Genomic DNA, 19,981 nt, shown 5'->3' on the forward strand with positions numbered 1-19,981 from the left:
GCTTCTTAGTTGCGTACTTTTCAATTCGATAGAAATACTTTTCGGATATAACAGTCATTATTTCTGTAACAATGATCAGGGTAAACATTCACACATCAGCTTATATATTTTTTATTTTTGGTAATTTCTACGCCAAAAGAAGAATTAAAACTCACATAAAAATAATTATTGTTTGATCTTGTGTCCATTAGACGAAGGTCGGTTATACATGCCGCCACATATTTTTAGAAAAATCCCCAAACAAAGGCATATATAAAACATATTTATTACATCAATAAAATATTTAAATATCAGGAAAACTGACCAAATTAATGCTTAAGGAAAGTCAATGATGGGCAAGTTGTCAAGCAAAGCAAAAAACTTAAAATCATTCAGTTATTTCTGAAACAAAATAAAGAATACTTAGATCTGGAAAAATGCTTGATTGAGTCGGATTGATGAATGAATCGTATTTATTCAGAATGATAAACAATAGAAAAATATATACTTTCAGTAATTACTGAAACATTAATAATTTGAAGTTCGACGAGATTTATCCAACCGAAATAAATCCGTTTTTATTCACTTTTGAGAAATACCACGTATAAATTTACGTATTTCAGGCTGGATTTCAGTTCGAAAACGCTTACCACTAAAGACACCGTAGTGACCAACATTGGGTTGAACATAATCCACGCGCCAATCAGATGGAATACCCGAACACAAATCATGTGCCGCCTGGGTTTGTCCAACACCGGAGATATCGTCCCTTTCACCTTCAACAGTCATTAGCCTTACCTGAGTCACATTTTCCGGCCGCACCAATTCATCTCGATGATAGAATGCGTTGCGAGGCAGAAGGTGTTCTTGAAAAATATCGTGAATCGTCTGCAGGTAAAATTCTTCGGTAAGATCAAGCACCGCAAGGTATTCATCATAAAATTCTCTATGCTTCTGGACACTGTCACAATCCCCTTCAACCAGGTGATCAAAATAATTGCTATGAGCATCAATGTGCTTATCCTGGTTCATCGTGATAAACCCCCCAAGCTGTAAGAAACCGGGATAAACTCTTCTCCCAACGCCCCTGTTAGGCCAGGGCACGGTGTAAATCATATTATTTTTAAACCACTCATAGCTGCGCTCTTTGGCCACCTCATTGGGTATAGTCGGTGAGAGACGGGTATCAATCGGCGATCCCATAAAAATCATCGAAGCAGGAAGAAAATCACAAGGGTGAGCAGATAAAATCGATACTGCCGCCAATATCGGTGGGCCAGGCTGGCAAATTCCCACAACATTTACCCCACCCCCAAGAAACTCAAGCATATCGATGAGGTAATCGATGTAATCGTTAAGATCAAACCTGCCGACTCTTACCGAAATTTCCCGGGCATCAATCCAATCAGTAACATATACATCATGATCAGGCAGAAACGCCTCTACCGTTTGCCGAAGTAACGTCGCGTGGTGACCGGACATTGGAGCCACCAAAAGTACCTTTGGATCATTGGCGGCTTTTGGGTCAACAGAGTCAAGAACCTCAACATCCCGCTTAAAGTGCAATAAGTTACAGAAACTTTTTTGCCAGATTCTTTTGATTTCTACAGGAACAGCTTGCCCTTTTATCTCAGTTTCGGATATCCGCCAATCGGGTTTACCATAACGCCGGGTGACAGATTCAAAAAGATCGCAGGCGGCCAGCATGTTTTTGCTGGCCCATGTATTCGGGAAAGGATTGTACTGGGACTGTATGAGCCTTTTGTTCAGCCCGACCATTTCCCGCAGGGGAGAAATAAACGCGTGGTTCAGTTCGTAAATGTGATACAGCATAACTGCCCTCCCATAAAGGACCGAACTAGAACACAGTAGATCGGTGAAAAGAGGCCTAGTTAGAGCATAGCAGAATTATGCTGCATAGCAACATCTACTAATCCTGATCGAGCCACCGTTTGGTCAGGTTGGAATAGGCATCGACACGTCGATCACGAAGATAAGGCCAGATTCTCCGCACATCTTCAGAACGTTTCATGTCGACCACGGTACAAAAGGCTCCGACTTCTTCTGAAGAAACTGTCTCGAGAAATTCACCTTGTGGGCCAGCGATGAAGCTACTGCCCCAAAATTCAATGCCCTCATTTTCATCAACTGGAGACGCCTCATAACCGGTGCGATTCGCCACAATAACCGGAATACCGTTTGCAATGGCATGAGCTCTTTGCACCGTAACCCAAGCCTCTTGCTGACGCTGCTGCTCATCGGCATCATCATTGGGGTCCCAACCAATTGCAGTGGGATAGATAAGCAAATCGGCGCCGGCCAACGTCATTAAGCGAGCAGCTTCGGGATACCATTGATCCCAGCACACCATTACACCGAGTCTGCCCAGCTTGGTCTGAACAGGTCTAAAACCGTTTAGCTCGGCATCCGAATCACCAGGGGTAAAGTAGAACTTTTCATAGAATCCTGGGTCATCCGGGATATGCATTTTACGAAATGTACCAGCCCGCCCCCGGCATCCATCAATCACCTGTGCGGTATTGTGGTACAAACCCGGTGCTCGTTTTTCAAACCCCGAGATAACCAAAACCACATCCAACTCGGACGCCAAGGTCTCATAGAACTGGTAAGTTTCTCCGTCAAGCGGTTCAGCGAGATCAAATAAATCTGTGTCCTCAACCTGACAAAAATATTGCGTATCATGCAATTCTGGCAGAACCACAAGCTGGGCACCTTGAGCAACAGCATCACGGACATGGAAAGCCAATTGATCACGGTTCTTCTGCTTATCATTATCACTGACAGCGTGCTGAACAATTGCAGCAACAATTTTATCGGACATAGTCATCACCAAAAATTAAACCAGTTTTTTACAAGTGTTAAATTATTATGAACAATTTATCGAATACAACATGCAAACCGAGCGGCTGCACAGTTGTTTACTGAAAAAACACTCAGGCCATTTGCATAGTTGCGCAATGCAAACTTCCATGCTGCTCGAGCAAGGCCTCGCAGCGAATTGGAACAATGGTATATTTATCGCCGCAACATTTATTGAGTATATCGATTGCCAACGAGTCTTCTTCAACACCGTATACCGGCAAAAATAGAAACCCGTTAGTGATTAAAAAGTTGGCGTAGGTCGCCGGTAATGGTCGACCATCTTCCTGGCTATGTATTTGAGGGGTAGGAAGAGAACACGTTTTAAAGTTTTGCTCTTCTGCAATTCGTGTGACTTGTTCTTCTAACGATCGCAACACAGCGACATCAGAGTGTTGAGCATTAAAACCACTGTAAACAATAGTCTCATCATCGACAAACCGTGCAACAGTATCAATGTGACCGTCAGTATCATCCCCGGTCAATTGAATATCTTCAATCCATAATATTTCTTCAACACCCAGCTCTGATTGAAGAATGTGTTCAACCTGAGCGCAACTATAACCTGAGTTGCGGTTGTCATTAATTACACACTCTTTATTCGCAAGTAGCTGACGCCGCGAATTTATTTCAAGCGCGCCACCTTCGAGAACAAATTCGTTCAATTCAATACCTACACCCATATGGCGACATAGCTCACCAGCAACATTATTATCACATTCTGCTGAGTACTTTCCTCCCCACCCGTTAAAGACAAAACTCTTGTAACCGGAAGAACAGGATAGCGGGCCGTAGTCACGAATCCAGGTGTCGTTGTAATAAAGGTGGGAAATAACGTTTACACTGGTGTCAGGAATACCCAAGGCAGTTAAGTTATTCAGCCAAGCAGATTGATCCATATTGGGATGTAATAACACTGTCACCACAAACTCTGGATTACTGGCCGCACAATACTGAGTAAACTGAGTCAGCATTTGCCAATAGCAGGCGTCAACAGCCTGCATTTTGCTTTCACTGTCACTCCAGTCACTACCTGGAAAAGGCCAGGCAAGTAAAATAGATTTACAACTATTCCACTCTGGCAATAAAACGTTCGCCATATATCCCCTTACAGGCTACTGCATAAGAGGCGCAAGTATTTGCTGCCAGACTTGCTCATCAACAACACCGACATGGCGATATTGCACAATGCCCTTAGAATCAACAACATAGGTTTCAGGCGCACCATAAACCCCTAAATCTAAACCGAATTTGCCATCTGCGTCGACAATATTAACAGCGTAAGGATCGCCCAATGCATTTAACCATTCCTTCGCTGCAGCATCCTCGTCCTTGTAGTCAACACCAACAATAGTGATGCCCCGCTTTTTTAGCTCAAGTAAAAACGGGTGTTCAGACCGGCAACTGGGACACCAGGTTGCCCATACATTTAACAAATATGGTTTCCCATGAAAATCCTTGTCACTTACCATCTGACTTTTGTTCAGCAAGTTTGGCAAGGAAAATTCGGGTAAGGGTTTGCCAATCAATGCTGAAGGCAATTCCGAAGGATCATTTTTTAGCCCAACCCCGAGAAAAACCGCAAGAACAGCAAAAACGATTAATGGAATGAACAGTTTTAACCGATTCATTTTACTTCCTCACCCAGCCCCTGCTCATTAGATATCTCATCATCGTTTGGTGGTTGAGTAACCTCATCCCCCTGCTCGTCCTCTTGATTAAGATCTTCCTGGGCGGGTGCAGAATCAGAATCTACAGATTCATCATTCGATTGAGTTTGTTTTTTACGGCTGAGCTTATAACGCTTATCAAATACAGCGATGGCACCACCCAACGCCATAAAAATTGCACCCAACCATATCCAGCGAACTACAGGTTTATAGTGGATACGCACCGCCCAGTCGTTGTTATCTAATTTCTCACCTAACGATACATAAATATCACGAAACAGGCCGGCATCAATCGCAGCCTCTGTCATCATATTGCCACCGGAGAAATAACGTCTTTTCTCCGGGTGCAACTCAACAATCACTTTATTGTTTTTGCTTACTATCATCGTGCCTCTATCAGCAACGTAGTTAGGACCACGCTGATGAGTCACGTCCGCAAGCTCATATTGGTAACCAGCGGCAACCAAGGGCTGGCCAATGGTTAAGCGAACATCTCGCTGATCGCTGTAGATCGTGTTTAGACTCACGCCCAACAAACTGATACCAAAACCGATGTGGGCAATAATCATCCCATAGTAACTGCGAGGCAAGCGTCTTAAACCGTAAGAAATACTTTCTGTATTTTGACACTTTCGCCACACATCAGAAATGGAAGCAAACACAACCCAGCTGCCCAACGCAATAGTGATAGCGGCTGCAATGGAATAATCGCCTTCAATCGTGCCAGGAATAAACGAGCCTAACCATATACTGATAAGCAGAGGATAAAGCTGCCACTTTTGAATTTTTTCAAATCGCGTTTTACGCCAGTTCAGCATGCAACCTAAACCAATACACAACGCGACCGGAATCATCAACTTAACGAAAAAGAAATTAAAATAAGGCTCGCCAACAGATATTTTCCCGATATTCAAGGCCTCTGTAATTAACGGGTAAATTGTTCCAAGTAAAACAAAAGCACAGATAACGACGAACAAAATACTGTTAACCAACAAGAAAGCCTCGCGAGACAACAGACCAAAACCGGAAGTGCTTTTTAATACCGGAGCGCGAAGAGCAAAAAGAGTTAAGGATCCACCCACCACAACAGCAAGGAAAGCTAGAATAAACACACCTCGAGTTGGGTCTGCGGCAAATGCATGGACAGAGGTTAATACCCCCGAACGAACCAGGAACGTGCCCAGCAAACTCAACGAAAATGTAAATATTGCAAGTAACAGAGTCCAGTTTTTAAATACACCGCGCTTTTCCGTCATAATCAGTGAGTGAATTAATGCTGTTCCCACCAACCAAGGCATAAAAGATGCATTTTCAACCGGATCCCAGAACCACCAGCCTCCCCAGCCTAATTCATAGTAGGCCCACCAACTTCCAAGTGCGATACCAATAGTTAAAAATGCCCACGCAAGGTTCGTCCACGGTCTGGACCAACGCGCCCATGCACTGTCCAAACGACCGGAAAGTAACGCAGCTATGGCAAAAGCGAACACAACAGAAAAACCCACATAGCCCATATACAACATTGGAGGATGAATAATGAGTCCGGGGTCTTGCAACAACGGATTTAAGTCACCACCGTCCTGAGGGATATTTGGTAGAAAACGTTCGAACGGGTTCGAAGTGAAGATCAAAAATAAAAGAAAACCGACCGCCACAAAGCCCATTACGGATAACACTCGGGCGAGAACATCTAAAGGTAAATCACGACTAAATACGCTAACAGCGAGTGTCCAACCGGCTAAAATAAGTACCCACAATAACAGCGAGCCTTCATGACCACCCCAAACCGCGCTGAGCTTATATTCAGGGGGCAACAGGGAGTTGGAATTATTCGCCACATAGACAACAGAAAAATCATCAACGTAAAAAGACCAAGCCAAAAAGCCGAAAGCAATGGCAACAAAGACAAATAACCCCAACGCCAAGGGGCGCGAGGATGACATCCAAACCAACTTGCCATTATATGTTCCGGCCAAAGGAATAATGGTTAAGCAAAAGGCCAGCAATAATGCGAGTATCAGAGCCAGTTGACCAAACTCAGGTATCATATTGTATCCCCTTACACACCGTCATATGCTGCTCGCCTTGCTTATAAGATTCATCTACCTGCACGGTGTCACTGACTTCTGACGGGGTATAATTCTCGTCGTGTTTGGCCAACACTTTACTCGCGGTAAATACGCCAGAGTCTTCCAACTTGCCAGTCAACACCACAGCCTCACCTTCAGCGAATAAATCCGGCAACAAGCCTGAGTAGTAGACCACAATCTCTTCAGCGCCATCGGTAACTTTAAACGCGACATCCAGGTTTTCCTTGGAGCGTTCTACAGTTCCGGGTACAACACAACCCCCTGCCCGAATGGTTTTACCGTGAGGCGCTTCACCGTTAACCAGTTTTGAAGGGGGGTAAAATAAATTGATGTTTTCTCTTAACGCGAAAACAGTTAAGCCAATAGCCAAGCTACTGCCCAAAATAATAAAAATCACAATCCAAAGTCGTTGTTTTCTTACCGGGTGCATAGGGAAAATAAAACCTTTTTAATTTTCAGGGGTGGATGTCGTCGCTAATCTAGCTTGAATTGCCCGTTGTTGTTTAAAAAATGTTTTTGTTTTTATTTTAGGTTGGATAGCCAGATAACCAAGCCCCAGGAAAGTTGCCAGGTAACTGACCCACACATAAAAACCATGCCCCTTCATGGTCAGTAAATCGGATAAAGAGTGAAACTGAAAAACCAGATTGGTTATCACATCGATCATAATTATTTTCCTACCACCAAATCCTGAACCCAGCGTGTTTTTCGTTCACGACGTAAAATTTCAGCGTTGGTATGTAAAATAAGCAACCAAGCATAAGTCACATAGAATGCAATTATCATCCAAATTAACGGGTAAGCCATGCTTGGATCAATTGTCGATCCTCCCGTCAGTTTCAGGGTTGCTGGCTGGTGTAAGGTGTACCACCAGTCAACAGATTTATAAATAATAGGAATGTTGACCATACCGACCAAAGCGAGAATGGCGCAGGTTTTGTCTGCGGCTTCCTGGTTGTCGTATGCTTGTTGTAAAGCGACAATCCCCAAGTACAGAAAAAACAATACCAACATAGAGGTAACACGCGCATCCCAGACCCACCATGCACCCCAAGTGGGCTTACCCCATAACGAGCCGGTAAATAGACAAATAAAGGTTAATACCGCTCCGATCTGGGCCGCACAGCGCATCATCATATACGGCAACTTCATTCGCCATATCAAACCTATAGCGCCATTAATGGCCATAACATAGTAGCCCGCCAAGGCAAGAAAAGAACCGGGAACATGAATAAAAATAATACGGTAACTGTTGCCTTGTTTAGCATCTGCCGGCGCGTAACCCAATGCCCAGATACTGCCCAAAGCAAGCAATAAGATGGAAGCGACTGACAGCCAAGGTAACCAGGCACCTGTTTTTTCGTAAAACCATCTGGGCGACCCCAAACGATGAAACCATTGCCACGACATGTCTAATTATTATCCCCAAAAATCGATTGATACCGGCACATTTATTGGCTACTTACACGAAGAGCCCCGGCCGCAGCCAGGGGAGCCAGCATTAAAGATACGCAAAAAAATATGCCCAGTACGGCTATTTGTCCCAAAAAAGGAAAACCGTCCACCGCGTTGCGGACAGCGCCAGAACCAAAAATCAAAACCGGCACATACAGAGGCATAACGATGAGCGATAATAGCAGCCCACCTCGACGCAACGCCACCGTCAAAGCGGCCCCAATTCCCCCAATTAAACTTAAAGAGCCCGTCCCCAATAAAAGCGAGCCCAATAAAGCAAAGTAAGCCTCATCTGGCAAGGCCATCATGATACCAAGTATCGGGGCAAGCAAAGTCAAGGGTAACCCGGTCATTAGCCAATGCACTAAAACCTTCACCAACACTAACCAATATAATGGCTGACCGGAAACCATCATCTGCTCAAGAGAGCCATCGTCATAATCCCCCTCGAATAGCTTATCCAAGGATAGCAGGGTCGCTAACAAAGCCACGACCCAAATCATTCCTGGCGCAATACCGGATAACACATTGGATTCAGGGCTTACTCCCAAAGGAATAAACATGGTTACCGTCAACAGGAAAATCAGCGGGTTGGCAATATCTCCGCGATTGCGAAAAGCAATCAGTACTTCACGCCGAAAACTTCGAGCCAAGACCTGCCCAATTCCCGGCATGGTCTGGAAGTGCTTATCCGACATAAACTTCCTCCCCTACTTCATCACCTGCCAGAAAATCTGCGACATTCAAGATACTGAGACCATCGATTGATATTGGTTGGTGGGAAGTCATAAGCACAATGCCACCCTCTTGCGTATGATGGCCAATTAATTCTTCCAGATTCTTGACGCCTTGCACATCAATTGCAGTGAAAGGCTCATCCAATATCCAAACTGGCACAGCAGTGCAATACAGTCTGGCCAGTGCTGCACGACGCTGTTGGCCGGCAGACATCTGCTGACAGGGAATATCCTCGTAGCCTCGCAGCCCTACGGTTTCCAATGCTCGGGGAAATAATGACGGATCATCACTTTTCACCACACCGTTAATGCCGAAATACCAGCTCAGATTTTCCATTGGAGTAAGAGACACTTTGATTCCTGGATGGTGCCCCAGATATAACATCGACGAACGAAATTCATAACCTGATGCTGGCACACCACACCACAAAACCTCACCATCTGTAGGTGTTAACAGGCCCGCGATAATTTTCAGCAAGGTCGTTTTGCCAACACCGTTTGGTCCGGCAATTTGGACAACGCTGCCCGCCTTAAACTGAGCATTCATGCCTGAAAACAACGGCAAATCATCCCGCTCAAAGCGTAAATTAGATAGGGTTAACTCCATATCGGATCCAAAAAAGTTATACACCACTGGCAATAAAGGCCGGCATTATACCCGAGGGGAATAAGGTTTTCTCATAAAAAGCCGATAATCCATGAAACCTCGTGCCAAACTGAAAAGTAACACTGAATTAACTAAGCTAAGTGTATGGATTTAACCCCTTCAATTAAAAATGCATTGCAAACCCTAACCAGCACTGTAGCGAACGATCCAGCGCTATCAGCAAAAGCCGGAACCCAGATACACGCCATAGTTAGCCAGGTACAAAAACTCTCTGCGGAAGAGCAACAAACACTGCTCAACTTAATTGCCAAAGCGGCAACCAATAATTTGGGCAATTTACTGAAACAACCCACAAAAACAGCGGCCTCTACAACCACAACAAGCTCAACATCCTTATTACCAACTAATTCGACAGGAAACACCACAGCAGAACCGGGTGCGCCAAAGGATCTGCAGACGTTAATCACAACCAAACAAAGCCTATACGCCATTCAATTGCTTGTCGGCCGTAAACAAATACTGACTATCTCACCAACGCCGTTACCCACCCAGCATAAAGTAAAACTACAGGTTACAGAGTCTGGCCAACTTCAATTATTGGATACTAATAGGCCAGCGGTACAACAACCGAAAACAACCGGACACCCACTATTGAACACCACGCAGGGAAAAGCCGCAGCCAACTCAGTAACGCAACAAAGCAATCCGAATGCTCCCCCACCATCCACGTTAAAAATAAACTCAGCCGGCATGAATGAGTTACAAGGTGCACTGAAAAGCTATATGCCAAAGCAACAACCGTTAAGCCATTTAGTCAGCACCCTAATAAAAACCGCACCACAACTAACAAACCTAGGCAAAAGCAACATTATTCCGCCTAAAGTTGCCGTACAAGTCGAAAAAATATTGGCCAGCCTGGTAAATGCCAAACAGGAAATGGCCACAGAAAACGTAAAGCAGGCACTAAATACCAGTGGCTCCTTTCTTGAACGAGGGCTCAGCACCCACATCGCGCAAAGAACAAGCCGGGCTCTGCTGCCATCCAATCAGCCATCACCTGAAGCATTAAATCGCCCAATTACTCGAGCTTCAACAGAGCAACAAAACAAAAATCTCGACCAGGATTTAAAAGCCCAACTACTTCGTTTGACTCAAGTGACAGAAGAAGCATTACAAACCAGCCAACATAACATCGGAAGCAGACCCACTTTAACAACCAGCAACGATGCCATCGACAAAGTTCTGAACAACCTGTTACTACTATTTGGCAAACCCAACACCAAATCATCAGTTGAAGGTAAAAAAGACCTTGTACTCCGCGCACTCACCCAATTAAGCCAGGCGGGCATCGCCAAAATCACAACGCAACAAATACAGAAAATCATATCCTCCTTCAGCGAAGGTCAAGCCCCAATCGGTGGACAGATTGAATTACCGTTAAGATTTGGCGAGGCCATAATTCCGCTATCGCTGGCAATATACGAAACACCGACAAAAGATGAAAAAGTAGAAGAAGATAAAAAAGACAAAAAAAATTCAAATAAAAGACGGCGACAATGGAACTTGTTTATGGAGTTTGACCTTGATGATATTGGCTGGTTTTCGTGCGAGGTCACCACATTGGATGAAAAAGTAAAAACCAAAATGTGGGCAGAAAAAGACGATACCAAAACCGCGGCCAGAAAACGTCTGGATGAACTCAAACAAAAGCTGGTCGACAGCGGCATTCAGGTAGAAGACATTCAAGTATTGGATGGCATACCACCTAAGAAACCAAACTACGAAATCACACACAACTTGGTAGATATCACCACATGAGTATGAATTTAACACCAGACAAACTCAGCAAAGCTGTTGCACTCTTTTATGACGGGAAAGAGGCTCCGGTAGTATCCGCTAAGGGCGAAGGGTTAACAGCAGAAGAAATAATAAAAGTCGCCCAGGAAAATGATGTTCCCTTGTGTGATAACGCGGCGCTGGTTGAACTTCTGGCGCAACTGGAGTTAGGCGATAGCATCCCCCATTCGCTTTACACTGCAGTCGCCCACATCATTGCCTTTGCCTATAAACTACAACTTGACCTTGGAAAAACCTATTAGCTTTTCCACACAACAATAAACCAACCCTACAATCAAGCCATACATATGCGCATCAACGATGACAGCTCCATCAATCACATTGGATAGATGCATTGCATCAAAACCCGGTAGCTGCTCTCGCACCACTTTTCCGATGACAAAAAGCAACACAAAAACATATACCCATTTCAATCGCCCTTTTACCTGACCAAATTCGTGAAATAAGCCGATCACAAGCAGGCCATGCAAAGTTCCAGAAAAACCAACATAACTGGATACCCCTGGCGAGAATAAATACAAACACATACCAACCAGCAAAGAAAATAACAATGAGGTATAAAACCAAATTTTGGATGAAACAGAAAACACAAAAGGAAAAAACAAAAACACAGACATATTAAGCAAAAAATGCATAGTATTAAGGTGCGCAAAATGCCCACTCAACAAACGCCATACTTCGCCATCAGCAATTGCCTGTCGCTGATAATTTAATAAATTGTGAGAAAACCATTCAATGGTAGACACAACCACAATAAGTACCACAACCAAACCGTAGTACTTATTTTGCTGAAAAAAATGTTTTAACCAAACCTTTAGCACACACAGACCTGAGCAATTCCAACTAATGATACTGGTGCAAAGACAGCACACCCCATAATAAAATAAACATTAGCAACACAACTAAACCCTTAACACAATAGATGCAATAATGCCTTTGCCCATAACGCTATCCTGGCTAGGCTAAAGTTATTCAGGGTATATCACTCCTGTACCACCTAAACCACAGTAACCGTTTGGATTTTTTGCCAGATATTGTTGGTGGTATTCCTCAGCATAATAAAATTCACCTATCGGCAAAATTTCGGTGGTGATTGAATCAAACTCCTGCTCCACTAAAACAGACTGATACAGTTTAAGCGAGGCTTCAGCGGCTGCTTTTTGTTCTTCTGTCGAATAATAAATCCCTGATCGATATTGAGTACCAACATCATTGCCCTGTCGCATACCCTGTGTCGGGTCATGAGACTGCCAAAACACTTTTAACACATCAGCAAAGCTTACCTTTTCGGGGTCATACACCACCAAGACCACTTCATTGTGACCGGTAAAACCGGAGCAGACTTCCTCATAGGTGGGGTTTGGCGTATAGCCTGCGGCGTACCCCACCGCGGTCACATATACACCGTCCAGTTGCCAGAATTTTCGTTCCGCGCCCCAGAAACAACCCAACCCAAACACCACCTGCTGCATGCCTTCAGGAAAAGGAGGATGGATAGAATGCTGATGCACAAAATGATGACTTGCGGTGTTAATCGGGTCCGCTCGACCAGGTAATGACTGATCAGGCAAAGGCATAACCGTTTTTTTTCTGTACATTCTTATGTCTCCAGACCTGTTCTTTGTATTTACGCTTCTACCGGTATATCCAATACAATACCAGAGGCATTGTAAGGTGCCGGCACCGCCCAATTTTCGTACACCGCTTCCAGGTTATCAACACTCCTTTCCGCCATTTCGCGAAACGTCGGCCGTCCTGGGTCGGTCAAAACCACCCGCACATGGCCAACCTGATACGCCCGACGCACCAGGTTATACAACGGGTTGACCATGGAATCCCAAAAGCAAATGTCCGCACCAATCACCATATCAAACTCAGCCAAATCCTGTTTGCGAACCTTCTCATAACGGCACTTCCAGGTTTCTACTTCTACGCCGTTGATCTCTGCGTGATGCTGCAAAAAGGGAAACACAGAACTATCCGCGTCCAATGCAGTTACCTGCGCCTGAAATTGCTTGGCGCAATAAATCCCGGACAACCCCCAACCACACCCCACTTCCAATATTTTGCAGCCAGCTTCCGGAGGAAATTCGTTCAAATAATCCATCAATAGAAAACTCGATTTCCACACTTTGTTCCCATGAATTTTCGGCGAGTCAGTTTGGCGACGTAAACGACGAATATCCGTGTGACCGTTTTGCAATATACGCAAACCAAATGCACTGCGTTCATACTTGTTCATCGGTATATCCGACATTCATCAACCCCCATTGATTAAAAATAACTCAGACATGTAATGCAACTTGCAATGACAACATTGCTTGGCATAATGCCAGGATAATCTATCTTTATTAATAAATGACTTTGCCTTCGGGCCAACATAGCGCAGCACCGTCCATGCCAGATTTCGATTCCCCTTATTTTGCCGCAATTGATTTAGGATCAAACAGTTTTCATATGCTGGTTGTCCGTTTAAATGGAGACAAGATCGACATTATCGACCGGGAAAAGGAAATGGTGCAAATTGCCCGCGGCATGCAGGCAAATGGCACTCTGGATGCAGACGCAGAGCAACGAGCTTTGGAGTGCCTGACCCGCTTCTCTGAACGCATTCGCACCATCCCCAACGCACAGGTTCGAGCAGTGGGAACCAAAGCCCTGAGAGCCGCCAAGAACGCAAAAAAATTCCTGCGTAGAGCGGAAGAAGCCTTAGGCACATCAGTTCAAATTATTTCCGGTTACGAGGAAGCGCGTCTGGTGTACACCGGGCTGTCAAATACTGTAACCAATGATGACCATCAGCGCTTAGTTATCGATATCGGCGGTGGTAGCACCGAGTTCGTTATTGGCAAATCCTATGACGCAATCATGCTGGAAAGCCTCCCTCTGGGTTGTGTTACCTACAGCGAAAGCTTCCGACTCCGTGACGATACGCTCACCGCAGCCAGTATGAAACGCGCATACCTGGCCGCCTGCAATGAACTGGAAGCAATACGTAAAAACTACCTGAGAAAAGGTTGGGACATCGCCTACGGAACCTCTGGAACCATGCGAGCTATTGCTGAACTGGTTGCCGAGCGTGATGGCGGCGCAGTGATCACCAAAGAATCACTGGAAGCCGTCATTCAACAAGTCATCAAGGACGGCGGCGTCAACAACGATGCCATTACCAAACTCAGACAAGATGTACTGCCCGGTGGTCTCGCTGTATTACAAGCGATATTCGACGAACTCAAGCTGTCGACAATACACGTTGCAAATGCAACGCTGAAAGAAGGTTTGGTGTATGACACCATTGGCCGGTTCAGTGATCATGACTCCCGTGTAGCAACTATTGCCCAACTTAAACAACGCTATGAAATTGATGATGACCAGGCACAACGGGTCAGTAAAACCGCACTATCGTTGTGGCAACAATTGGACGCTCCCGATCTGCCCGGCGTATCAAGGACCAAAATTTTACGCTGGGCAGCAGAACTTCACGAGATAGGCCTGAGTATTTCCCATACCGGGTTCCACCATCACGGTTACTACATACTCAGACACAGTGACCTGGCGGGCTTTGGTCGTTATGAACAGTATATTCTTGCAAACCTGGTTCGCTCACACAGGAAAAAGCTGTCACTTATCCGTTTTGACGAACTGGATAAACATGCTGTGGCAGCATTTGTTCCACTTCTTCTGTGCCTCCGCCTGTCCGTAAAATTACATCGACACAGGGAAGATATCGAAGAGCTTCCCTCGTTGAGTATCAAAGACAAAAAAATTGTACTGACATTTAACCAGGACTGGCTCGATGCTCACCCATTAACGCAATCCGGGCTGGAACAGGAAATCAGCAGCCTGAAAAATATTGGTCTGGAATTACAAGTTAAAGGTGTTCAATGATCATTCGTATCATTCTTGCCGGATTAATTCTCACCACACTCTTCTATGGCTATGCCCAGCTTAAAAAACTTCCACCAAAAAAACGCAAAGCCCTGCTGTTCAAATATGTATTCTGGGCAATACTGATTCTTTTGATTGCAGCGGTGCTCACAGGAAGGCTCCATTGGCTCGGAGCAGCGGTAGCCGCACTGTTCGGTATAGCCAAGTTTGGCCTATCCAACTTAGGACGCCTACTGCCTATGCTCGGCTTCTTACGCCGCACCGGCACCTTTGGCAACCCAAAATTTTCAACGCCACACCTGGAAGCCCAAATCAATATTGAAACCGGAGAAATATCCGGAAGCATTCTTTCCGGCCCACATTCGGGGAAATGTTTTTCCGAGCTAACCCCAGACCAGCTTAATGAACTCGTCGAGTTTTATCGAGACAAAGACCTTCGATCTCACTATTTAATCCGTGTGCTCCAACAACGGGCAGGCAGTACTCAGCAGCACAGCAGAGAGGATTATTCCAACGTACGCGCGCCTTCCATACAAGAAGCCGAACAGGTTTTAGGGTTAAATAAAGGATATTCCCGGCAAGATGTAATACACTCACATCGTAAACTCATTCAAAAACTACATCCAGATCGAGGCGGTAACGACTATTTGGCTTCACGAGTCAATCAGGCAAAAGATGTTTTGCTGAAACACTTAGAAAAATAACTCAGCCAGTTACCCACCCCACAACAGACACATTTTTATTATTGAGGTTTAAATGTCTACGGCCAGTCACCCCACGTTTAAATTAGTGAAAGAAGAATCCATAGCATCATTAAACGTTGTTGTTCAGGAATTCGAACACATTGCAACTGGCGCTCAACACATTCATTTGCAAACGGACAACGAAGAAAATGTTTTTTTAGTGGCCTTGCGTACCGTACCCGAAGATTCAACCGGTGTTGCCCACATTCTTGAACACACAGCCTTGTGTGGCAGTAAAAAGTACCCGGTACGCGACCCGTTTTTTATGATGACCCGGCGTTCTATTAACACATTTATGAATGCCTTCACCAGTTCAGACTGGACTGCATACCCGTTTGCCTCACTAAATAAAAAAGACTTTAACAATTTACTCGACGTTTATCTGGACGCTGTATTTTTCTCCCGACTTGATCCACTCGACTTTGCTCAAGAAGGACATCGTCTCGAATTTGAAAAAGCGGATGATCCCAGTTCACCTCTGGTTTTTAAAGGTGTGGTATTCAATGAAATGAAAGGTGCGATGAGTTCTGTGCCCTCACAACTTTGGCACACATTAAGCCGTTACCTATTCCCAACCAGCACATACCACTTTAATAGCGGTGGCGAGCCAGACTGCATCCCCGATTTAAGTTACGAAGAATTGGTGGAGTTTTATAAAACCCACTACCACCCAAGTAATGCAATATTTATGACCTACGGAGATATTGCAGCAAAGACTCATCAAGAGAAATTCGAAAGCCAGGTTTTACAGCACTTTAAAAAGTTGGATAAAAAAATCGTAGTCACCGACGAAAAACGGTATTACTCCCCGATCTCGGTTCAAGAAGGCTACCCGTGCAATGAAGACAATCTGGAGAATAAAACCCATGTCGTCGTTGCCTGGCTGCTCGGACACACTACAGACCTGACCGAAACTATGCGTCTTCGTCTACTCTCCAGCGTTCTGCTAGACAACAGTGCAACACCACTAATGCACGCGCTGGAATCCACAGAACTGGGCCAGGCTCCCTCGCCTCTCTGCGGTTTGGACGATTCTCAAAAAGAGTTGTCATTCATGTGTGGTTTGGAAGGTTGTGCCCAAGATGCTGTGGACGATGTTGAAAAACTGATAATTGAAACCTTAAGTCAGGTTATTGAAGAAGGCATTGCCCAGGAAGATATTGAATCCGCCTTGCACCAACTGGAATTACACCAACGGGAAATTGGCGGTGACAGTTACCCCTACGGTTTACAATTAATTCTCACCGCACTTACCGCCGCCACACACTACGGTGACCCGGTACAACAGCTCAATCTTGAAGCGGCACTGAAACAACTGCGACAAGATATCCAGGACCCGGATTTTATTCAGAAACTGGCGCAGCAGTATTTAATTGACAACCCTCACCGTGTGCGATTAATGCTTTCTCCCGATAAAGACATGTCGTCACGTAAAGAGGCTGCAGAGAAAGCCCGACTGGATAAAATTCGTCAAGCGTTAACCGACAGTGATGTCCAACACATTATCGAACAAAGTAAAGCTCTGGAAGAACGACAAAATAAAAAGGACGACGAGTCCATTTTACCGAAAGTAACCTTGTCTGACGTGCCAAAAGAAGAAGTCGATGTTACAGGTGAAAAACGCCAATCCGTTACCTGCTATCCAACCGGCACCAACGGTTTGGTATACCAACAAAATATTTATGCATTGCCTGATTTCAACCAGCAACAGCTGGAGATACTGCCACTGTATAGCCAGTGCGTGAGTGAACTGGGTGTGGGCGAACTGAATTATCTGGACGTGCAACGAAAACAAGCTAGCGTTACCGGCGGTATTTCCGGCTTCAGCTCTATACGCACGACGCCGGATAACCCTCATACCACCAGTGGTTACTTTATCTATTCCGGGCGAGCGCTCAATCGTAATCAGAAAGCACTCACGGAGCTGTTAAGCGACACAATAAACAGCCTGCGATTTGACGAACACAGCAGAATAGCCGAGCTGGTGGCTCAGGTTAAAGCGCGAAAAGAACAAAGCATCCCGGGTAATGGACACTCTCTGGCCATGATTGCCGCTACCTCCGGTATTTGTGCCGCTGCAAACCTGACACATATGACCAGTGGCTTGGGTGGAATAAGTAAGATCAAAGCGTTGGATACTCAACTCAAGGAGAACAATGCTCGTATAGAGTTGGCTGATCAGTTGGCCGCAATTCACCAAGCGATTACCACCAACGAACATCAATCTTTACTCATTGCCGAACAACAATATATCGACGAGTTCTGCAACGTCATAGAGGAAACTCAACCGCAAAAAGCCGCCGGAACCTCTTCGGTTTTTGAACTGCAAAAACATGAGCAAAAAATTCGTCAGGCCTGGTTAATAAACAGCGGCGTAAATTTTTGCGCCAAAGCTTACCAAACGGTACCAATCGAACACCCTGACGCCGCCGCACTAACCGTACTCGGTGGCGTATTACGCAATGGGTTTTTACATAAGACTATTCGCGAACAAGGCGGGGCTTATGGCGGCGGTGCCAGCCAGGACAGCAGCAACGGCGCATTCCGTTTTTACTCCTATCGCGATCCAAGACTTGAAGACACCTTAACCGATTTTGATCGGGCAGTAGAATGGCTATTAGCGGAAGAACAACCTTGGCAACGTATCGAGGAAGCCATTCTGGGAACAATCAGTTCACTAGACAAATCCGAATCACCAGCGGGACGTGTTAAGCGTTGTTTCTATGCATCGCTACATGGACGAACGATAGAAAAACGTCAACAATTTAGAGAAAGAGTTCTGGCGGTTACCTATTCGGATCTCGCTCGCGTAGCAGGCCAATATCTGCAACCGGAAAAAGCAAACTGTGCAATCATCTGTGACACCAGTTCACGGGGCATAGCGGAAAAACTTCAACTGGATATTATGGAAATTTAGTGGGTTAAAAAACAATATTATATAAATCGAATATAACTGTTATCGCCAGTAAATGTTTGGAAGACTTGATGCGCGCAACAAAACATCAGAATTTCTAAGCATTAACTGGCTTGATTCACACAATACTTTCGTACTACTTCCAAATAATAAAATCCCCTCTTGTTTATCATTTTTCTATTTAAAGAACGCTATTTAAAGATAAACGCCAATAGTTGAATAACAAGCAGTAACCCAACCAATGGTAAAACCCAGCGAGAAATTTTACTCACTTCTTCTTGAGAGTAGGATTTTCCATATTTTTCCACTAGGGGCACTATGATAATAAGCGCCAAAAAAAGGATAGCTAAAATACCAAATACCACTTTCACGAAATCACCTTCCTCCAAATAAAATAATTATTTTGAATACACACGTTAAACGGTTGACTAACGCCTTATATCCAGCAACACTGTTCGACCAGATTAACCATCACAAAAACGAATAAAAAATGATCTTTGAAACGAAAATTGAACCTCGTTTTTCCGAGCTTGATGCCCTCGGACATGTCAGCAATACCGTTTTACCCGTTTGGTTTGAACACAGCCGTGGCCCAATTTTTACACGTATTCACCCAAGTTTAAGCGTACGTAAGTGGCCGCTGATTCTGGCGCATTACGAAGTGTCGTTCAAACAACAAATATTTATGGGCGCCGCCGTTACTGTTAAAGCGATAGTAAGCAAATTAGGAGGCAAGTCAATGACCTTCTCTCATCAAGCCTGGCAAAACGGCGACTTGGTTGCAGAAGGAACAACCGTTGCGGCTTTCTACGATTACAAAACACAGGAAACGATTGAGATCCCCAAAGAAACACGGGACTTGTTGGAGAAAATTGTTACTCAATACTAAACGCGCAACAATTACTAAAGAACTGCTACATACGAATAAAATAAAAAACTTATTCAGAAAGTAAAACAACAGGAATGGCAGAAACAATAAACTGCTTGGTCTCACTAGCCGCCACAATCCTGGAATAGATTGTGGCGGCAATAGAGATCTACCAGGCAAGCCTGACAAATCTATCCCTAGTACGCCTCTCTCCCTGATCTTTCTTTCCCTAATTATTTTCCTTTACCTCCTGGCTTTTCCCTTACTAACCTAGAATCCATTAGGCAGATATA

20 protein-coding genes are annotated in these 19,981 nt (G+C 44.7%); 6 read left to right on the forward strand and 14 right to left on the reverse strand.

Annotation, left to right across the window (positions count from 1 at the left end; all coding sequences use genetic code 11):
• Positions 1-561 precede the first annotated feature (561 nt).
• From P5V12_RS11935 to ccmA, 10 genes are all read right to left on the reverse strand, one after another.
• Positions 562-1,812 carry a polyhydroxyalkanoate depolymerase gene (locus P5V12_RS11935; RefSeq protein ID WP_316953316.1) on the reverse strand — a complete coding sequence of 417 codons (1,251 nt, stop codon included), beginning with the start codon at positions 1,810-1,812 and terminating at the stop codon, positions 562-564.
• A 97-nt stretch (positions 1,813-1,909) separates the two neighbouring features.
• A complete protein-coding gene (locus P5V12_RS11940; RefSeq protein WP_316953317.1) occupies positions 1,910-2,821 on the reverse strand; it encodes a carbon-nitrogen hydrolase in 912 nt (303 codons plus the stop codon).
• Between the two features lie 112 nt (positions 2,822-2,933).
• Positions 2,934-3,959, reverse strand: a complete 1,026-nt coding sequence (locus P5V12_RS11945; RefSeq protein ID WP_316953318.1) for an agmatine deiminase family protein — start codon at positions 3,957-3,959, stop codon at positions 2,934-2,936.
• A 15-nt stretch (positions 3,960-3,974) separates the two neighbouring features.
• Positions 3,975-4,490 carry a DsbE family thiol:disulfide interchange protein gene (locus P5V12_RS11950; RefSeq protein ID WP_316953319.1) on the reverse strand — a complete coding sequence of 172 codons (516 nt, stop codon included), beginning with the start codon at positions 4,488-4,490 and terminating at the stop codon, positions 3,975-3,977.
• Positions 4,487-6,577, reverse strand: a complete 2,091-nt coding sequence (locus P5V12_RS11955) for a heme lyase CcmF/NrfE family subunit (protein ID WP_316953320.1) — start codon at positions 6,575-6,577, stop codon at positions 4,487-4,489. Before P5V12_RS11955 ends, P5V12_RS11950 begins: the two co-directional genes overlap by 4 nt.
• Positions 6,567-7,049: a cytochrome c maturation protein CcmE gene (ccmE, locus tag P5V12_RS11960; RefSeq protein WP_316953321.1), complete on the reverse strand. Its 483-nt coding sequence runs from the start codon at positions 7,047-7,049 to the stop codon at positions 6,567-6,569. The genes P5V12_RS11955 and ccmE overlap by 11 nt, the downstream gene beginning before the upstream one ends.
• An 18-nt stretch (positions 7,050-7,067) precedes the next feature.
• A complete protein-coding gene (ccmD, locus tag P5V12_RS11965; RefSeq protein ID WP_316953322.1) occupies positions 7,068-7,286 on the reverse strand; it encodes a heme exporter protein CcmD in 219 nt (72 codons plus the stop codon).
• Positions 7,287-7,288: 2 nt separating this feature from the next.
• The gene (locus P5V12_RS11970; RefSeq protein WP_316953323.1) at positions 7,289-8,029 is read right to left on the reverse strand and encodes a heme ABC transporter permease; all 741 of its coding nucleotides are present in this window, start codon (positions 8,027-8,029) and stop codon (positions 7,289-7,291) included.
• A 41-nt stretch (positions 8,030-8,070) separates the two neighbouring features.
• On the reverse strand, positions 8,071-8,772 hold the full coding sequence (gene ccmB, locus P5V12_RS11975) for a heme exporter protein CcmB (protein WP_316953324.1): 702 nt from the start codon (positions 8,770-8,772) through the stop codon (positions 8,071-8,073).
• Positions 8,762-9,418, reverse strand: a complete 657-nt coding sequence (ccmA, locus tag P5V12_RS11980; protein ID WP_316953325.1) for a cytochrome c biogenesis heme-transporting ATPase CcmA — start codon at positions 9,416-9,418, stop codon at positions 8,762-8,764. The genes ccmB and ccmA overlap by 11 nt, the downstream gene beginning before the upstream one ends.
• A 144-nt stretch (positions 9,419-9,562) precedes the next feature.
• On the opposite strand from ccmA, the gene P5V12_RS11985 reads away from it, so the two are divergent.
• Positions 9,563-11,236, forward strand: coding sequence for a flagellar hook-length control protein FliK (locus P5V12_RS11985; RefSeq protein ID WP_316953326.1), 1,674 nt, complete (start codon positions 9,563-9,565; stop codon positions 11,234-11,236).
• Positions 11,233-11,517 carry an EscU/YscU/HrcU family type III secretion system export apparatus switch protein gene (locus P5V12_RS11990; protein ID WP_410483289.1) on the forward strand — a complete coding sequence of 95 codons (285 nt, stop codon included), beginning with the start codon at positions 11,233-11,235 and terminating at the stop codon, positions 11,515-11,517. The genes P5V12_RS11985 and P5V12_RS11990 overlap by 4 nt, the downstream gene beginning before the upstream one ends.
• Here the strand turns inward: P5V12_RS11990 and rrtA are convergent.
• From rrtA to P5V12_RS12005, 3 genes are all read right to left on the reverse strand, one after another.
• Complete coding sequence (rrtA, locus tag P5V12_RS11995; protein ID WP_316953327.1) at positions 11,488-12,096, reverse strand: rhombosortase; 609 nt, start codon at positions 12,094-12,096, stop codon at positions 11,488-11,490. The genes P5V12_RS11990 and rrtA overlap by 30 nt on opposite strands.
• Before the next feature lie 147 nt (positions 12,097-12,243).
• Positions 12,244-12,873, reverse strand: coding sequence for a peptide-methionine (S)-S-oxide reductase MsrA (msrA, locus tag P5V12_RS12000; RefSeq protein WP_316953328.1), 630 nt, complete (start codon positions 12,871-12,873; stop codon positions 12,244-12,246).
• 29 nt (positions 12,874-12,902) lie between these two features.
• Entirely contained in the window at positions 12,903-13,532 is a 630-nt protein-coding gene (locus P5V12_RS12005) for a class I SAM-dependent methyltransferase (RefSeq protein ID WP_316953329.1), read from the reverse strand.
• A 140-nt stretch (positions 13,533-13,672) separates the two neighbouring features.
• Here P5V12_RS12005 and P5V12_RS12010 point away from each other — a divergent pair, with 140 nt between their 5' ends.
• Genes P5V12_RS12010 through P5V12_RS12020 form a run of 3 tightly spaced genes read left to right on the forward strand, consistent with a single transcriptional unit; the run spans position 13,673 to position 18,823 of the window.
• The gene (locus tag P5V12_RS12010) at positions 13,673-15,163 is read left to right on the forward strand and encodes a Ppx/GppA phosphatase family protein (protein WP_316953330.1); all 1,491 of its coding nucleotides are present in this window, start codon (positions 13,673-13,675) and stop codon (positions 15,161-15,163) included.
• Positions 15,160-15,867, forward strand: coding sequence for a molecular chaperone DnaJ (locus P5V12_RS12015; RefSeq protein ID WP_316953331.1), 708 nt, complete (start codon positions 15,160-15,162; stop codon positions 15,865-15,867). Before P5V12_RS12010 ends, P5V12_RS12015 begins: the two co-directional genes overlap by 4 nt.
• A 52-nt stretch (positions 15,868-15,919) precedes the next feature.
• Positions 15,920-18,823, forward strand: coding sequence for an insulinase family protein (locus P5V12_RS12020; protein WP_316953332.1), 2,904 nt, complete (start codon positions 15,920-15,922; stop codon positions 18,821-18,823).
• Between the two features lie 188 nt (positions 18,824-19,011).
• Here the strand turns inward: P5V12_RS12020 and P5V12_RS12025 are convergent, their stop codons facing one another.
• Positions 19,012-19,191, reverse strand: a complete 180-nt coding sequence (locus P5V12_RS12025) for a hypothetical protein (RefSeq protein WP_316953333.1) — start codon at positions 19,189-19,191, stop codon at positions 19,012-19,014.
• Positions 19,192-19,310: 119 nt separating this feature from the next.
• Here P5V12_RS12025 and P5V12_RS12030 point away from each other — a divergent pair, with 119 nt between their 5' ends.
• A complete protein-coding gene (locus tag P5V12_RS12030; protein ID WP_316953334.1) occupies positions 19,311-19,709 on the forward strand; it encodes a thioesterase family protein in 399 nt (132 codons plus the stop codon).
• The last annotated feature ends 272 nt before the right edge of the window (positions 19,710-19,981 follow it).

Source organism: Teredinibacter sp. KSP-S5-2 (assembly GCF_032773895.1).
Taxonomy (GTDB): Bacteria; Pseudomonadota; Gammaproteobacteria; order Pseudomonadales; family Cellvibrionaceae.

What these genes read in the sequence shown, in the direction of transcription:
- msrA (WP_316953328.1), bottom strand. Translation starts at nt 12,873, where the DNA reads ATGTACAGAAAAAAAACGGTTATGCCTTTGCCTGATCAGTCATTACCT.
- ccmE (WP_316953321.1), bottom strand. Translation starts at nt 7,049, where the DNA reads ATGCACCCGGTAAGAAAACAACGACTTTGGATTGTGATTTTTATTATT.
- P5V12_RS12010 (WP_316953330.1), top strand. Translation starts at nt 13,673, where the DNA reads ATGCCAGATTTCGATTCCCCTTATTTTGCCGCAATTGATTTAGGATCA.
- P5V12_RS12015 (WP_316953331.1), top strand. Translation starts at nt 15,160, where the DNA reads ATGATCATTCGTATCATTCTTGCCGGATTAATTCTCACCACACTCTTC.
- P5V12_RS11940 (WP_316953317.1), bottom strand. Translation starts at nt 2,821, where the DNA reads ATGTCCGATAAAATTGTTGCTGCAATTGTTCAGCACGCTGTCAGTGAT.
- P5V12_RS12005 (WP_316953329.1), bottom strand. Translation starts at nt 13,532, where the DNA reads ATGTCGGATATACCGATGAACAAGTATGAACGCAGTGCATTTGGTTTG.
- P5V12_RS11985 (WP_316953326.1), top strand. Translation starts at nt 9,563, where the DNA reads ATGGATTTAACCCCTTCAATTAAAAATGCATTGCAAACCCTAACCAGC.
- P5V12_RS11955 (WP_316953320.1), bottom strand. Translation starts at nt 6,577, where the DNA reads ATGATACCTGAGTTTGGTCAACTGGCTCTGATACTCGCATTATTGCTG.
- P5V12_RS11990 (WP_410483289.1), top strand. Translation starts at nt 11,233, where the DNA reads ATGAGTATGAATTTAACACCAGACAAACTCAGCAAAGCTGTTGCACTC.
- P5V12_RS12020 (WP_316953332.1), top strand. Translation starts at nt 15,920, where the DNA reads ATGTCTACGGCCAGTCACCCCACGTTTAAATTAGTGAAAGAAGAATCC.
- ccmB (WP_316953324.1), bottom strand. Translation starts at nt 8,772, where the DNA reads ATGTCGGATAAGCACTTCCAGACCATGCCGGGAATTGGGCAGGTCTTG.
- P5V12_RS11970 (WP_316953323.1), bottom strand. Translation starts at nt 8,029, where the DNA reads ATGTCGTGGCAATGGTTTCATCGTTTGGGGTCGCCCAGATGGTTTTAC.
- P5V12_RS11935 (WP_316953316.1), bottom strand. Translation starts at nt 1,812, where the DNA reads ATGCTGTATCACATTTACGAACTGAACCACGCGTTTATTTCTCCCCTG.
- ccmD (WP_316953322.1), bottom strand. Translation starts at nt 7,286, where the DNA reads ATGATCGATGTGATAACCAATCTGGTTTTTCAGTTTCACTCTTTATCC.
- P5V12_RS11945 (WP_316953318.1), bottom strand. Translation starts at nt 3,959, where the DNA reads ATGGCGAACGTTTTATTGCCAGAGTGGAATAGTTGTAAATCTATTTTA.
- ccmA (WP_316953325.1), bottom strand. Translation starts at nt 9,418, where the DNA reads ATGGAGTTAACCCTATCTAATTTACGCTTTGAGCGGGATGATTTGCCG.
- P5V12_RS12030 (WP_316953334.1), top strand. Translation starts at nt 19,311, where the DNA reads ATGATCTTTGAAACGAAAATTGAACCTCGTTTTTCCGAGCTTGATGCC.
- P5V12_RS11950 (WP_316953319.1), bottom strand. Translation starts at nt 4,490, where the DNA reads ATGAATCGGTTAAAACTGTTCATTCCATTAATCGTTTTTGCTGTTCTT.